Here is a 15,623-nt window from a genome sequence, read left to right on the forward strand (position 1 = left end):
AGTATACGTCCTCGGTCAACGGTCAACGGTCACAAAGCCAAGTCTCATACTTGGCTTTTTTGTAGCTAAAATACTAATATAACGACAACATAAGGCTACAACATCCATTAATGGTGATCGTCTATGAATGAAATTCTCGAACTACAGACCAATCAAGTGTCTTTTATCAGTGGTTTAATGGCTGGTTTTTCTTTATCTATCGCCGCGCAGATTTTACGTAATCACCACAAGAGTATCTATAGCACCATCACCCTGCTCATGTTTACGCTGACATCTTTACTCTTTGTTGTTGCCCTGTATATCGATGTGCGTTTAAGCATCGAAGTGGCGGCCATCACGACCTTTTCCATGCCGGTATTAGAAAAAATAAGTCAAGTACGCGCGATTGGTACCGCATCAGCTAGCGCGGCCTTATTTTTGTTCATTATCGCTATCGGTATGTTAACGTGGTTACAAGGTAGGATCGCTGGCATATGCGGATCACTACTCGCCTTTATCGCTTTACTATTCGTTATCATCGCCAAATATAAAATTGATGCCATTGCACTTTTATTACATGGATAGCTATTACAGCTGTATACCCATTGAGGGATGACGCTAGGCGGTTATATTTGTTACAATTTAGCGAAAAAAAACGATCCTATTTAAAGAATAAGCGAGTGATGATGAAAAAAATACCCATTTTAATAATCAGCCTAGCAAGTTGCTTGTCGACATTTGCGGTTCAAGCGAATAATGCGAATGACGCATGGGATGCCTCTAAAGACGCGATGGGAGAAGCATGGGATAAAACCAAAGAAGCAACGAATAAAGCGATAGAAGCCGCAAAAGGTAAAACGGATGAGCTATTAGAAAATAGTGCAGATAACAGCGATGAGTGGTTCGAATCCTTAAAACAAGGAGCTGAATCTGGCTGGGATAAAACCAAGCAAAAAGTAGAAGAGTTGCAAAAAGAATTAGATGAAGCCAAAAAATCAACATCAGAAGATGAAAAAGAACAAAAATCAGCAACGCCAGAAGCAGCGCCGATTGATAAAGCTATTCCTGAATGGCAAAAAGCTTAGCGCTAACAAGTTAGCACTAAGCTTTATTCAGCAAGATATTGCCTAAAGATATACTCTTAAAAATAATTGAATGACAGTTTCACGATTAAATACCGCTGCCACCCACTTCATCACTTTCTTCATGTAAACCACATTCACGCTTTAGACCAAAGAAGCGTGTTTCTTCTTCCGTCATGCCAACTTGCAGTGGTCGAGATGTATGCACATCGCCAACCGATACATAATTTTGCTCCCACAGCGGGTGGTAATTTAATCCGTTGTCTTGCAAATAATAATGAATTTCTTTGTTAGTCCAATCAATAATAGGCAAAAATTTAAAACAGCCGTTTTGAATAGACAATACCGGTAATGCTTCGCGACTTGATGACTGACTGCGGCGTAAACCAGAGAACCACACTTGCGCTTCTAATTCTTTTAGCGCACGTTTCATTGGTTCTACTTTATTAAGCACATTGTACTGAGTAATTCCCTCGACACCCTGTTCCCATAATTTACCATAACGCGACTCCTGCCAAGCAGCAGACTGCGGCGCGGTATATATCTGTAAATTAAGGTTTAGTTGCTCTGTTAATTCATCAATAAACTGATATGTCTCAGGAAACAAATGCCCGGTATCGGTCAAAATAACCGGAATATCAGCTTTAAACTGTGTTAATAAATGTAAACAAACTGCCGCTTGGATACCAAAACTTGATGACAATACTAATTTATCACCTAATTCTGTTACAGCCCAATCGACACGTTGCTGCGCTGTCATGTCCTCTAGCTGAGCATTAACCACTGTTAAAGCCGCTTTCTGACTAGCTTTATCTAACGTTAATAATTCATCTAGGTTCAATTTAGCCATGGAAATCTCTCGACGCTATAATTACAGGTTGAATTACTTCACTGCGCACCACAAAATCACCAAAGCGTTCATCCGCTAAGCCATTGCTTGCCCATTCAGCAATCAGAGTATCAAGAATCGATAAAATTTCAGCTTCACCAATATTCTCACGGTACATCTTATTTAAACGCATGCCGTTATTCTTCGCCCCCAAATACATATTGTATTTACCAGGGCCTTTACCAACAAAGCCAACTTCCGCTAAGAATGGACGACCACAGCCGTTGGGACACCCCGTCATGCGCATAACAAAATGTTCATCTGGAATAGCATGCTTGGTTAATAGGCCTTCCACTTTCGTCACTAATGATGGTAAATAACGCTCTGCTTCTGCCATTGCTAACGCACACGTAGGTAATGCCACACACGCCATCGAGTTTAGACGTTGCTGGCTTATCTCATCAGAATACAAACCATATAAACGTGCAAGACGCTCTATTTGTTCTTTATCTTGCTCTGCGACACCAGCAATGATTAAGTTTTGGTTGGCTGTCATTCTAAAATCACCTTGGTGGATCTTAGCAATCTCAACTAAACCTGTTTTAATCGGGTGCGTTTCGGTATCAACAATACGGCCATTTTCAATAAACAGCGTTAAATGCCATTTATTATCCACACCTTTGATCCAACCAAAACGATCACCACGGGTGGTGAACACTATGGCTTTAGGCACTTCAAACTTAATACCTGAACGTAATTCGACTTCTGCGCGGAATTTATCCACGCCGTTATCTTCAAGGGTATATTTCAAACGCGCACGTTTGCGATCAGTACGGCAACCCCAATCACGTTGTACAGTTAACACCGCTTTCGCCACTTCAACCGCATCTTCAGGTTTAACAAACCCTAAGTCATCCGCTAAACGTGGAAAGGTATTAACATCACCATGGGTAGTCCCCATGCCGCCACCAACTAATACATTAAAGCCGGCTAACTTACCGTTATCACCCACTGCGACAAAATTTAAATCATTGGCATGAATGTCAACGTCATTATGTGGAGGAATGGCAACCGCAATCTTAAATTTACGCGGTAAGTAAGTTGGACCATACATAGGTTCAACTTCATTACTCGTTACTTTTTCACCGTCTAACCATAACTCTGCATACGCATTAGTATTTGGTAATAAGTCATCACTTAAGCGGATAGCCCATGCATACGCTTCTTGATGTAATTCAGACTCAACAGGGTTCGGCGTACACATCACATTACGGTTGACATCACCACAAGCAGCAATCGAGTCCAAGTTAACCGAGCCTAATGCTTGAATCAGTGGTTTCACCTGTGGTTTCAAAATGCCGTGATACTGGAACGTTTGACGCGTCGTTAAACGAATGCTGCCATAAATAGTTAAATCACTGGCAATCCGATCTATTTCTAGCCACTGCTGTGGTGTACAAATGCCACCAGGAACACGCGCTCGTAGCATAAAGCTATGACGTGGTTCTAATTTTTGTTTCTGACGTTCAGCGCGGATATCACGATCATCTTGCTGATAGAAACCATGGAATTTAGTTAATTGCATATCATCATCTGACAGTCCGCCAGTGATTTGATTTGCAAGGCCTTCAGCAATAGTACCGCGTAAAAGATTACTTTCCGTTTTAATACGTTCGTTAACTGCTAATTTAATGTCGCTCATCAGTAAACATCCCTCTGATAACGTTTATTTCGACGCAGTTCCGCAACATACTCTTCTGCTTCACTACGCGCTAATTTACCTTGTTCTGCTACAATATCGATCAATGCTTCATTGACATCTTTCGCCATTCTATCGCCATCACCACACACATAAACATGTGCGCCTTGTTCTAACCAGGCATACAGTTCAGCCGCGTTTTCACGTAAGCGATCTTGCACATAAATCTTTTCAGCTTGATCGCGTGAGAACGCCACGTCCATCTTAGTTAACAGACCTGATTTTAAATAATCCTGCCATTCTGTTTGATACAAGAAGTCATCAGTAAAGTGTTGATTACCAAAGAATAACCAATTATTACCCGTTGCTTCACGTACATCACGTTCTTGCACAAAGGCACGGAATGGTGCGATCCCCGTACCAGGACCAATCATGATCACAGGCGTCTTATCATTACTCGGCAGACGGAAGTTATCATTATGTTCAACAAACACTTCAACGTCAGCACCTTCTTCAAGACGCTGTAGGAACCCTGAAGCACCACCAATACGTTGTTCGCCACTTTGCTGATAATCAACAACAGCAACAGTTAAGTGCACCTCACCTTCCGCTTCGTTAGGACTTGAAGCAATTGAATAAAGACGTGGGGTTAATTTACGTAAACCAGCAAGCAATTGCGTGGCAGTTAATTTTGCTTTCTTTTCATCAATGACATCTAAAATTTGACGGCCATAGCAATAATTACGTAACGCCGTTTTATCGTCGAGTAATTTAGTTAATTTCTTCGAGCCTGATATTTCAGCGTATGCTTGAATGAAACTCGGGTAGCTTTGAGTGAGCTCAAAACGATTAATCAGTGCATCACGTAAACTTTGCGTGTCGTTAGCAACGGTGACAGTTTGCGCTCCATCGAGGTCTAATTGATCGAGGATAGCATCAACCAGTATTGGATCATTCTTAAACCAAATACCTAACGCATCACCGGCTTGGTAACTGATACCTGTATCTTCTAACGCAATCTCAACATGACGAATGTCTTTACTTGAAAAACGCCCAGTTATTTTTTGATTCACCAGTAATTCAGTTTTAAATGGGTTCTTTTTAGAATACGTATTAGCAACATGGTTTGACGTTACTGCTGCAATTGGTGCTACAGATGTTGTAGCATCTTTTAGCGTTGCTTTAACCGCTGCTAGCGCAAGTTTGCTCCACGTTGCCACTGCATCATCATAATCAACATCGCAATCAGCTCGTGCGACAACCGCTTCAGCGCCTAGTGCAGCTAAACGATCATCAAACTCTAAACCAGTTTGACAATAAAACTCATAACTTGAATCACCTAAGGCACAAACACTGTATTTCAACGTTGGTACTTTAGGCGCTTTTTTAGAGGCTAAAAATTCATGGAAGGTAATGGCATCATCAGGTGCTTCGCCTTCACCATTGGTACTTGCTACAATCAGCAAGTGTGATTCCGCTTTCAATTCTTTGGCTTTATAATCAGCCATATTGACAAGTCGAGCAGCAATGCCTTGGGCTTGTGCTTGCTCAAAAAGTTCTGTAGCAACACCTTTCGCATTACCGGTTTGTGAACCAAACAAAATAGTGACTCGTTGGGCTGGCTGGGAAGCCGCCCCTTGTGTCTGAAGTTGACTTCCAGATGCTTGGCTTATCCCTGCCAAATATCCACTTACCCACGCAGTTTGCGTCGGTGACAAATCATTAAGTGCCAATTGCAATGTCGATAACTGCGACTCACTCAACGGACTCGTCAATGATGATAGTTCCTTTAATAGCATATTACGGCTTCCACTGTGCTGAATTAAATTAAGATTAACGACTGTTAAGGATAACCACAAAGAATAAATAATGATTTTTTATTCCATTTTGTTATATACAAACGAGTGAGCAGCTGTATATATAACAAATAAACCACCAATAACATTAACACAAGCAATACCAAGCATTAACATTAGTAGTTCAATTTACCAGTGTTACATGGCAAAATAACGGTCTCAAAACACCATCATCAGGATGACAAAATGGCGACTTATTTACTCACAGAATTGAATCCACAAGGCGTACTTACTTTAACTCTCAATCGCTTAGATAAACTTAATGCATTTAACGGTGCATTTTATAGCGAGTTAACGACAGCTTTTCGGCAAGCAGATGAGAACGCGGAAGTACGAGTGGTGATATTACGCGGCTCAGAAAATTGTTTCTGTGCGGGTAATGATATGGCTGATTTCATGAATGGGATGGATTTCTCTAAAGACCAACCGTTAGTGCAATATATGTTGGCATTATTACACTTTACAAAACCTGTTATCGCCGCTGCCGCAGGCCCTGCAGTTGGTATTGGCACCACAATGTTGATGCATTGTGATTTAGTTTATCTTGCCGATAACACAGTATTGCGTCTACCATTTACCGATCTTGCAGCGGTACCGGAATATGCCGCAAGTTTAATATTACCCCGTCTAGCAGGCCATCAACGCGCCGCAGAATTGATGCTACTGGCAGATAAATTTGATGCTCAAACCGCATTGGAAATAGGCCTAGCCAATAAAGTACTGCCAGCAGATGAACTGTTCGCCATAGCCGAAAAAAGTGCATTAAAATTAGCAGCAAAAGCCCCTGCATCACTGCGTAATACCAAAAAATTAATGAAAGCTGAATTGATTAATAAAATCGAAAAAGTGATTGATATTGAGCTTGAGCATTTCTCTGATGCACTTAACAGCGAAGAATCAAAAGAAGCCGTCAGTGCCTTTATGCAAAAGCGTAAACCAGATTTCTCACGCTTTAATTAATAACACATAAAACTACTCAATTGTAGTTATTAGATATTGATTAACTGAAATATGCCTGACAACATTATTGATATACCGTAAAGTAGAACAGAAAATAGCGCTTTGTTTTCTGTTCTACTTTACCTATCGCAGCCCTCAGCGCATAATTAAGCCTTATACATGTTTATATCTGCAACGCGATTAAACTCCTCTAAGCGAGTTGCAACGCAATAGCATGTGATGTTTATATTTGAAGTGGTAAAAATAATGATAACAAACAGTGATGGTTACATTCAGCTAATCCACTTTTTAGCGGATAACTTAGCTATTTTTGAAAACCATAGTCAGCAAACTGCGTCTATAACAGACACCATAGGTGATATTTTTTCTGAACATATCGCTAATAATACAATGATGGTGTGTAACCAACATCAGCAGCTTACTGAAAAACACCGTTTTATCGTGATCAGAGAGATCGATGCAATTGTCAGTGATTTAGAAGAAGTATTATCAAGTGCTTGGGATTTCTCACCGAGTAAGGAACAGATGGTATTTATCGAAGAATTTGTTGGTTTAATGAAAAATTTATTTGATAGTGAATTAGCTAAATTAGCATAAGTACTCGATAAAAATAGTCAATTAAAAAAATAAAAAGCCAGCTCACACGAGCTGGCTTTTTTATACGTTTAAAAACGAGATTATGCTTTTAAACAACGTTCACCACGGGCAATACCACAAACACCACTTCGAACAACTTCTACAATTTCAGTGCTCGATGCTAATGTTTGAATAAAGGCGTCAAGCTTATCACTATCGCCCGCCAGTTGTACTGTATATAAAGAATCTGTGATATCAACGATTTGACCACGGAAAATATCCGATGTACGTTTTACTTCTGCACGTACAAAACCAGCTGCTTTCACTTTAATGAGTAACAATTCACGTTCAATATGCGGACCTTCTGTAAGATCGCTCACCTTTAATACGTCAATTAGCTTGTTTAATTGCTTCATGATCTGTTCGACGACCGCACGATCACCGTTAGTAACCAAGGTTAAACGCGACAGTGTTTCATCATCAGTTGTCGATACAGTCAAAGATTCAATGTTATAACCACGTTGTGAGAACAAACCAACGATACGTGATAACGCACCCGATTCATTTTCTGTTAATACTGAAATTATACGTCTCATGATGTGGTCTTCTCCGTCTTACTTAGGTACATATCATCCATTGCGCCATATTTGATTTGCATCGGATATACGTGTTCTTCAGGATCAATAATGATGTCCATGAATACAACACGGTGTTTATTTTCTTCCGAGAAACATTCAGCAAAGGCTTTATCAAGATCTTCAGGTTTACTCACCTGAATACCAACGTGATGATAAGCTTCAGCTAATTTAACAAAATCAGGCATAGATTCCATATAAGAATGAGAATGGCGGCCATCATAGAACATTTTCTGCCACTGCTTAACCATGCCTAGTGCACCGTTATTCAAGGTGATAATCTTCACTGCGATACCATACTGTAGACAAGTAGATAGCTCTTGAATATTCATTTGAATAGAACCATCACCCGAGATACAACAAACTACTTTTTCAGGATTCGCAATTTTAGCACCCATTGCCGCAGGGAAACCAAAGCCCATCGTGCCTAAACCACCAGAGTTAATCCACTGACGCGGTTTATCATACGGGTAATACAAGGCACCAAACATCTGATGCTGGCCAACATCCGAGGCAATAATCGCTTTACCATCGGTATGTTTATACAAGGCTTCAATTGCACCTTGTGGTTTAATTGATGTGCCCGTTTCATAACTTAAGCACTGCTTAGTACGCCAGCTATCAATTTCTTTCCACCACGCTGCACGCTCTTCTTCATTCGCGGTAACGTCTAATTCTGTAATGATCTCAAGCATCTGCTCAACAACTACTTCGATAGAACCAACAATTGGAATATCAGCGTGTACCGTTTTAGAAATTGATGTTGGATCAATATCAACATGAATAATTTTTGCTTCAGGACAGAACTTATCAATCGCATTGGTTACGCGGTCGTCGAAACGAGCGCCTAAACAAATGATAAGATCTGAATTATGCATAGTTTTATTTGCTTCAAACGTACCGTGCATACCTAACATGCCAATATTTTGTGGGTGTGTACCAGGGAAAATACCCAGACCCATCAATGTATTTGTTACAGGCAGGTTTAGTTGTTCAGCAAATTTCAATACTTGCGCTTCAGCGTTAGCGATAACTGCGCCACCACCAACATAAAGTACTGGTTTCTTCGCTGTTGAAATCGCTTTAACCGCTTTACGTATTTGACCTTTATGACCCGATTTAACCGGGTTATATGAACGCATTGATACGTTCTCAGGATATTGGTACGGAAATTTAGCTAACGGATTTTGCGTATCTTTTGGTAAATCAATCACCACAGGTCCAGGACGACCTGTTGACGCGATATAAAACGCTTTTTTAATGGCATCAGGGATGTCTGCAGCTGTTTTACATAAAAAACTGTGTTTTACGATTGGGCGAGATACACCCATCATGTCCGTTTCCTGAAATGCATCGTTACCGATCATTGATGTCGGAACCTGACCAGATAACACAACCAGCGGGATAGAATCCATATACGCTGTTGCAATACCAGTGATGCAGTTTGTCGCACCTGGTCCTGATGTAACGAGGACGGTACCAACTTTCCCTGTCGAACGTGCATAACCATCTGCAGCATGTACTGCAGCTTGCTCATGACGTACTAAAAAATGTTCAATTTGACTTGATTCGAATAACGCATCATAAATATCAAGAACAGAGCCACCAGGATAACCGAAGATATGCTCAATACCCTCATCTTCCAGTGAGCGGATTACCATTTCGGCACCAGACAACATTTCCATAAGCAGGCCCTCCCGGCCCATTTCCTAATTCTAGTTTGACAACTGTCCACATTGTAACAAATCCGTTACAAGTTTAAACTTCCCATTGAATTAGATTTAACTTTATTTTTATTGGTTTATTTATTGAAATTAACAAAATAAAATCATCTTTAAAAGGAATATGAGAAATTAAATATCAAAAAATTTCATTATCCTCACTTAGAACGATATATATCAACCTTAAATATGATAAAAAAAACGAACGACCACCTGGCAAGATATTGATTTTAAGTGGAAAAAATTATTTAAAGAATATTTTCGAGGTAATTAACATACTTGTTTTAAAATGTTCTATTTAACGAATCACCAACTAGCCAAACATATTTATGCTGATGGTAGCTCGATCATTTCCATTTTCGGATTTTCCTTACGACTTGCTAGCCACATATTAAGTGTCGGTAACGACATCGGTTTTGCATACCAGTAGCCTTGTACTTTATAGCACCCCAATTTTAACAAAAACTCAGCTTGCTCTCGTTGTTCAATACCCTCACCAAGTAATTCGAGCTTCAACGCATCGCCCATCGCACAGATACCTTTGACAATATTCTGACTGCGTTCCGAATCAACGACACCTTCAATAAAACTACGATCAAGCTTGATGCCATAAAATTGAAATTTATGCAGATAACTGAAAGAGGAATAACCAGTACCAAAATCATCAATCCACAACTTAATTCCTAAGTTATTTAACTCACGCAAAACCCGCAAATTACCATTATCCGCATTCATCAAGGTAGTCTCTGTAATTTCAAAGTGGATTTGAGCTGGTACTAAAGCATAATGTGCTAAGATGGCTCGTACATTCTGCACAAAGCCATGATCGGCAAGCTGTTGTGGTGCGATATTTATCGCAATGAAATATTCAGGGTTATTGAGTTGTAGTAATGATAAGTCGCTACACACTTGTTTTATTATCCATTGCCCCATAGGCACAATAAGACCAGTCTGCTCTGCTACCGGAATAAAATCATCAGGAGGAACTAAACCACGCACAGGGTGATTCCAACGAATCAGCGCTTCAAAGCCAAGTTCTTTTCCCGTTGATGTATCAATCACGGGTTGATAATAAATTTCAAATTCGCTATTAATAATAGCCTGATTAAGCTCTTGCTCAAGATGAACTCGATATTCCAGTTCTAGCATGTATTCAGGTTTAAAAAAGGCGACACCATGCTTGCCTGACTCTTTGACTTTATACATGGCCATATCTGCTTTTTTCAATAATGAATCGCTGCACGTGCCATGCTCAGGACTAATACTCACGCCAATACTGACACCGACTGAGATAGTCTCACCAGATAGTTCGATTTTACGGCGGACATTTTTAAGCAGCCCATTTAAAATTGGAACGATATCATCAGCATCTGATATTCCCATAATTAAAATAGCAAATTCATCTCCACCAATACGAAAAACATCCGTTGTATATCGGCTAGGTTGCTGAAAATATGCTAAGGACTGTTTAATACGCTGAGCAATGATGGCAATCACTTGATCACCCACATTATGACCTAAGGTATCATTAATATTTTTAAGATCGTCTAGATCCAAAATACACAAGGCCGTTTTACCCTGTCCTTCGGTCATTTTGCTATCAAGTATTTCTAAAAATTTAAATCGATTAGCGAGTCCAGTACCATTATCTAAATATACCGATAGGTCCAGCTCCACAAGCCGCGCTTGTAAGCGCGATAGCTCTAAATTAGTGTTGCGCATATCGCGTCTATATTGGCTGGTTTTATAGATACCGATAATGCCAAACACACTGATAATCACAGTCGCAATAACAGAGCTTGGCGTCAAGATAAAAGCATGACGCAAGTCCAATAAAAACAACCAGATAGAGTCACTAAGAAAGGCAATAAAATAGACGGCAGAAAACAAGATTAATGAGCCAGCGGCAATCATTAATATCAGCATTATTTTACGCCTTTGACGTGACGAACGTGTATGATTTAGTTTATCCATAATTAGCACCATCCATTGTGACCAATCTGCCTATCCATATTTATGTAATATTAGTGTAGATAAATGACAATGGCTTGAATATTTACGGGGCTTAAGAATAAATAGAAGAAAGTGCTAGGGCAATAAAAAACACTCAGTCAGAAATGTGATCTAGATATAATAATCCCGCAGTCAGTCACTTAAATACTGAGCTACGGGATTAAAAATACTAAATAAATATTTTAATGTTTTAGATTTTTTCCTTTTTTAACAGTGCTATACATACTTTCAATCAAGCTGCTATAGCGCTGTTGAATAACCTTACGCTTTAGTTTAAGTGTGGGTGTTAGTTCACCTTTTTCATTGGTAAACGGTGATGCCATTAACTTAAATTTCTTCACTTGCTCAAATTTAGCTAACTCTTTTTGCATCTCTTTAACACGTTCATCAAGTAGCTCGACAATCTTAGTGTGCTTCAATAATTCAACGTATGATTCATACTTTAAATTAAGGCTTTTAGCGTGTTCTTCAATCGCTTCTTGCGCTGGTACAATTAAGGCCGACGCATACTTTCTCGCATCAGCAAATACCGCAACCTGTTCAATGAAACGATCACGACCTAACGTGCCTTCGATTAACTGCGGCGCAATATATTTACCACATTCGGTTTTCATTAAGTCTTTTAAACGGTCGGTAATATACAGGTAGCCATTTTCATCAATCGCCCCCGCATCACCCGTTTTCAGCCATTCACCATCGAATGTTTTTGCTGTTTCTTCAGGTTTGTTAAAGTAACCACGCATAACCGTCGGACTTTTAATTAAGATCTCGTTTTCAGCGCCTAACTTCACTTCAATGCCAGGCAGTACCGAACCAATAGAACCAAGCTTAAAGTCTTTTGAATAACAGCTCACTGTCGCCACGGTTTCTGTCATACCGTAGCCATATTTTAAATGGATGCCGATTGCTTGAAAGAATAAGTTAACTTCGTCATCCAGTTTCGCGCCAGAACACGGGAAGAAACGTACCTTACCACCAAACACCGCGCGTAATTTAGTAAATACCAATTTATCGGCAATCATATGCTGCAGTTTTAATAATGGTGAAACAGACGTACCCGCTTGCTGCGCTGCAAAGCGTTTTTTACCGACAGCAATAGACCAATGAAATAGTTTTTTGCGTGATTCAGGCGCATTTTCAACTTTATTCATCATGGTTGTATGGATTTTTTCATACAAACGCGGCACAGCACACATCACAGTAGGTTGAGTATCTGTTAACGCTTTTTGAATACGAGCGGGATCTTTCAGATAGGTATTTTCAGCACCCCAAAACAAGGTATTAAATGTCCAAATACGCTCAAAAACATGGCTTAACGGTAAGAAAGCTAACGACACATCCGTTTCTTCTAAACGTGTTTCCGGTTCGTTTAATGCTAAAGCCGCTTGGATATTCGCGTAATCTAACATCACACCTTTAGGCTCACCTGTGGTGCCTGAAGTATAAATCAAGGTAACCAGGTCATCTGCTTTCGCGTGTTCGATTCGATGAGCCAACGCCATCGACGATGAGCTACCTGGGATAAAATCTAATAAATCGGCATAAGCAACAACACGTTGATCATCCGGTAATGTCACTGTCGAAGATAATACGATTAATGATTGCAGTGTTTCACACTTATCCAGTAAAGGTAAAGCGAGTTTCAATTCTGCTTTATCACCAATAAACATGCAGGTCATCTTGGCATCATTAATGATGTATTCTGCTTGCGATGATGTGCTGCTTGGATAAAGTGGTACTGACACGGCTCGGCATTGCTGTAAAGCGAGATCGGCAATCGTCCATTCAGGGACATTGTTTGCCCAAATACCCACTGTCTCTTGCACTTTTAACCCGCGGTTAAGCAAGTTATTAGCGAGGCCTTCAATACGCTCGCCCATTTGTTTCCAGCTGATACAATCCCAGCCAGTTTTAGTTTTATTTTTTAGGGCCGTTTTGTCTTGATATTTTTCGATCCTATCAAGGATCTGATTTACGAAATGCTGGCTCATGTTTATTTCTCATGTTAATTCGGGCGCAAACTCAATTCGGCTTACAGATGTAAGCCAAGGAGGGTATCCTGTAAAATTTCATTTGTAAAATAAATGAAGATTTTATAACCTATTTCACACTCAAAAAGCCAATAATAGTGTCATTTACGTTAACAATGACAGCTTATCGCCACAATTAGTCACATACTTAGTCGTTATTGTCGTGAAAGACGAACGAATAACGCGCTACACCACAGAGTCAAATCACGCACCCAATAACGCACTAATGACTAGTCAAGTGTGACCAATGATCCAAGGGCTCATCACTGGTATTTTCAACTAAGGAAATATCAATCCCCATCTCGGTTAATTCCTTTAATGTTAAATCGTCAGCAAGCTCAACCATCTCTCCAATTTCATTTTTAAATAACATACTTCACCTCGCTATAAAAAGTCTATTTTAAGTGTGGCATAGATCAACAAAAGGTCTAATTTACGGTGCAATAAAGGTGGTAAAAAATCATATCAGCCACAAGTAAGCTAATAACCTCTTTCGCCATTTAAACTCACGACATCAATAATCACCACAGCGTAGGTATAAATTAATTGACAAAAAACAGCCAAGCCTGTAATGATTAAGGCATAAAATTAATTTATACATATAGACGGCTAAAGCAAGTCTATATAACGGCAAATTGAAGGATTCATAATGTCAGACCAGGTTATTATTTTTGATACGACCTTGAGGGATGGAGAGCAGGCGTTATCTGCGAGCCTAACCGTAAAAGAAAAATTACAAATTGCCTTTGCGCTGGAGCGTTTAGGCGTTGACGTAATGGAAGTTGGTTTCCCAATCTCATCACCTGGTGATTTCGAGTCAGTGCAGACTATCGCACGTAACATTAAAAACAGTCGTGTTTGTGCGCTTTCTCGTGCACTAGAAAAAGACATCGACGCGGCAGGTGAAGCGCTTTCCGTTGCGAAAGATTTCCGTATTCATACCTTTATTTCAACATCCGATATTCACGTGCAAAGTAAATTAAAACGTAGCTTTGATGATGTATTAGCAATGGGGCGTCACGCGATTAAACATGCACGCAAGTATACTGACGATGTTGAGTTTTCTTGTGAAGATGCAGGCCGAACGCCTATTGATAACCTTTGTCGTATGGTTGAAGAAGCAATTAAAGCAGGCGCGACTACGATTAATATTCCCGATACAGTGGGTTATACCGTGCCATCGCAATTCGGCGGCATCATTACCGATCTATTCAACCGTGTGCCTAATATCGACCAAGCAGTTATCTCAGTACATTGTCATGATGATCTTGGCTTATCTGTAGCAAACTCAATTGCAGCGGTACAACAAGGTGCACGTCAAATCGAATGTACTATCAATGGCATTGGTGAACGAGCAGGTAATTGTTCATTAGAAGAAATCGCCATGATCTTACACACACGCCAAGATCTATTAGGCAAAACCACCAATATCAATCCACAAGAAATTTACCGTACTAGCCAGCTGGTTAGCCAGTTATGCAACATGCCAGTACAAAGTAATAAAGCGATTGTCGGTGGCAATGCATTTTCACATTCATCAGGTATCCACCAAGATGGTATGTTAAAAGCGAAAAACACCTACGAGATCATGACACCGGAAAGCATAGGTTTAACGCAAAATAAATTAAACCTCACATCTCGCTCTGGTCGTCATGTGATCAAACATCGCATGGCTGAATTAGGTTATAGCGATACTGATTATAGTCTTGATGAGCTATATGAAAGCTTCTTACAACTAGCTGATAAGAAAGGCCAAGTGTTTGATTACGACTTAGAGGCTTTAGTCTTCTTCAACAATTTACATGAAGATGAAGAACACTTTAAATTAGATTACCTCAGTGTTCAGTCTGGTTCTGGTGTAACAGCAACCGCTACTATTTGCTTAAAATCGCTGTCAATAACGAGTGACGACACACAATCAACAACCGAAGCCGCGATTGGTAATGGCCCTGTTGATGCTGTTTATAAATGTCTAAGCCGTATTTCTGGCTTTGATATCGATATAGCTGATTACCACATTACCGCCAAAGGTGAAGGTAAAGACGCATTGGGTCAAGTCGATATCGTTGCCACATACGAAGGTCGTAAATTTCACGGCATCGGTCTAGCAACAGATATCATTGAATCTTCGGCACTGGCTTATATCCACGTAATGAATAATATCCATCGCGCAAATGCGGTAGAACAACAGAAAATAAAAAAACAAAATCAATAATACAAATTCAATAATAGATAGAAAAGGC

13 protein-coding genes are annotated in these 15,623 nt (G+C 39.9%); 5 read left to right on the forward strand and 8 right to left on the reverse strand.

Annotation, left to right across the window (positions count from 1 at the left end):
• The first annotated feature begins 123 nt into the window (after positions 1-123).
• A complete protein-coding gene (locus FR932_RS14750) occupies positions 124-564 on the forward strand; it encodes a hypothetical protein (protein ID WP_019441671.1) in 441 nt (146 codons plus the stop codon).
• Between the two features lie 98 nt (positions 565-662).
• Positions 663-1,064 (forward strand): hypothetical protein, encoded by a 402-nt coding sequence (locus tag FR932_RS14755; protein WP_019628923.1) that lies wholly within the window; start codon positions 663-665, stop codon positions 1,062-1,064.
• An 85-nt stretch (positions 1,065-1,149) separates the two neighbouring features.
• On the opposite strand, the gene FR932_RS14760 is transcribed toward FR932_RS14755, so the two are convergent.
• The 3 genes from FR932_RS14760 to FR932_RS14770 are packed head-to-tail and all read right to left on the reverse strand — an operon-like array spanning position 1,150 to position 5,388.
• Positions 1,150-1,911: a phosphoadenylyl-sulfate reductase gene (locus tag FR932_RS14760; RefSeq protein WP_019441673.1), complete on the reverse strand. Its 762-nt coding sequence runs from the start codon at positions 1,909-1,911 to the stop codon at positions 1,150-1,152.
• Entirely contained in the window at positions 1,904-3,592 is a 1,689-nt protein-coding gene (cysI, locus tag FR932_RS14765) for an assimilatory sulfite reductase (NADPH) hemoprotein subunit (RefSeq protein ID WP_019441674.1), read from the reverse strand. Before cysI ends, FR932_RS14760 begins: the two co-directional genes overlap by 8 nt.
• Positions 3,592-5,388, reverse strand: a complete 1,797-nt coding sequence (locus tag FR932_RS14770; RefSeq protein ID WP_019441675.1) for an assimilatory sulfite reductase (NADPH) flavoprotein subunit — start codon at positions 5,386-5,388, stop codon at positions 3,592-3,594. The genes cysI and FR932_RS14770 overlap by 1 nt, the downstream gene beginning before the upstream one ends.
• A 243-nt stretch (positions 5,389-5,631) precedes the next feature.
• Between FR932_RS14770 and FR932_RS14775 the strand changes: the two genes are divergently transcribed.
• Complete coding sequence (locus tag FR932_RS14775) at positions 5,632-6,405, forward strand: enoyl-CoA hydratase (RefSeq protein ID WP_019441676.1); 774 nt, start codon at positions 5,632-5,634, stop codon at positions 6,403-6,405.
• Positions 6,406-6,651: 246 nt separating this feature from the next.
• The gene (locus tag FR932_RS14780; RefSeq protein ID WP_019441677.1) at positions 6,652-7,002 is read left to right on the forward strand and encodes a DUF3802 family protein; all 351 of its coding nucleotides are present in this window, start codon (positions 6,652-6,654) and stop codon (positions 7,000-7,002) included.
• A gap of 80 nt (positions 7,003-7,082) precedes the next feature.
• Here the strand turns inward: FR932_RS14780 and ilvN are convergent, their stop codons facing one another.
• The 5 genes from ilvN to FR932_RS14805 form a co-directional block, all read right to left on the reverse strand.
• Complete coding sequence (gene ilvN, locus FR932_RS14785) at positions 7,083-7,577, reverse strand: acetolactate synthase small subunit (protein ID WP_019441678.1); 495 nt, start codon at positions 7,575-7,577, stop codon at positions 7,083-7,085.
• Positions 7,574-9,301, reverse strand: a complete 1,728-nt coding sequence (locus FR932_RS14790) for an acetolactate synthase 3 large subunit (RefSeq protein WP_019441679.1) — start codon at positions 9,299-9,301, stop codon at positions 7,574-7,576. Before FR932_RS14790 ends, ilvN begins: the two co-directional genes overlap by 4 nt.
• 363 nt (positions 9,302-9,664) lie before the next feature.
• Entirely contained in the window at positions 9,665-11,311 is a 1,647-nt protein-coding gene (locus FR932_RS14795; RefSeq protein ID WP_240532408.1) for a putative bifunctional diguanylate cyclase/phosphodiesterase, read from the reverse strand.
• A 221-nt stretch (positions 11,312-11,532) separates the two neighbouring features.
• The gene (locus FR932_RS14800) at positions 11,533-13,341 is read right to left on the reverse strand and encodes an AMP-dependent synthetase/ligase (RefSeq protein WP_019441681.1); all 1,809 of its coding nucleotides are present in this window, start codon (positions 13,339-13,341) and stop codon (positions 11,533-11,535) included.
• A 262-nt stretch (positions 13,342-13,603) separates the two neighbouring features.
• Positions 13,604-13,753 carry a hypothetical protein gene (locus tag FR932_RS14805; RefSeq protein WP_019441682.1) on the reverse strand — a complete coding sequence of 50 codons (150 nt, stop codon included), beginning with the start codon at positions 13,751-13,753 and terminating at the stop codon, positions 13,604-13,606.
• 276 nt (positions 13,754-14,029) lie between these two features.
• Here FR932_RS14805 and leuA point away from each other — a divergent pair, with 276 nt between their 5' ends.
• Entirely contained in the window at positions 14,030-15,595 is a 1,566-nt protein-coding gene (gene leuA / locus FR932_RS14810) for a 2-isopropylmalate synthase (RefSeq protein WP_019441683.1), read from the forward strand.
• Positions 15,596-15,623: the final 28 nt, after the last annotated feature.

It is taken from the genome of Moritella marina ATCC 15381, assembly GCF_008931805.1.
Classification (GTDB): domain Bacteria; phylum Pseudomonadota; class Gammaproteobacteria; order Enterobacterales; family Moritellaceae; genus Moritella; species Moritella marina.

Bases quoted from the DNA above. Each gene is read 5' to 3' on its own strand.
- FR932_RS14755 (WP_019628923.1), top strand. From the start codon at position 663: ATGATGAAAAAAATACCCATTTTAATAATCAGCCTAGCAAGTTGCTTG.
- FR932_RS14780 (WP_019441677.1), top strand. From the start codon at position 6,652: ATGATAACAAACAGTGATGGTTACATTCAGCTAATCCACTTTTTAGCG.
- cysI (WP_019441674.1), bottom strand. From the start codon at position 3,592: ATGAGCGACATTAAATTAGCAGTTAACGAACGTATTAAAACGGAAAGT.
- FR932_RS14770 (WP_019441675.1), bottom strand. From the start codon at position 5,388: ATGCTATTAAAGGAACTATCATCATTGACGAGTCCGTTGAGTGAGTCG.
- leuA (WP_019441683.1), top strand. From the start codon at position 14,030: ATGTCAGACCAGGTTATTATTTTTGATACGACCTTGAGGGATGGAGAG.
- FR932_RS14750 (WP_019441671.1), top strand. From the start codon at position 124: ATGAATGAAATTCTCGAACTACAGACCAATCAAGTGTCTTTTATCAGT.
- FR932_RS14790 (WP_019441679.1), bottom strand. From the start codon at position 9,301: ATGGAAATGTTGTCTGGTGCCGAAATGGTAATCCGCTCACTGGAAGAT.
- FR932_RS14805 (WP_019441682.1), bottom strand. From the start codon at position 13,753: ATGTTATTTAAAAATGAAATTGGAGAGATGGTTGAGCTTGCTGACGAT.
- ilvN (WP_019441678.1), bottom strand. From the start codon at position 7,577: ATGAGACGTATAATTTCAGTATTAACAGAAAATGAATCGGGTGCGTTA.
- FR932_RS14760 (WP_019441673.1), bottom strand. From the start codon at position 1,911: ATGGCTAAATTGAACCTAGATGAATTATTAACGTTAGATAAAGCTAGT.
- FR932_RS14800 (WP_019441681.1), bottom strand. From the start codon at position 13,341: ATGAGCCAGCATTTCGTAAATCAGATCCTTGATAGGATCGAAAAATAT.
- FR932_RS14775 (WP_019441676.1), top strand. From the start codon at position 5,632: ATGGCGACTTATTTACTCACAGAATTGAATCCACAAGGCGTACTTACT.
- FR932_RS14795 (WP_240532408.1), bottom strand. From the start codon at position 11,311: ATGGATAAACTAAATCATACACGTTCGTCACGTCAAAGGCGTAAAATA.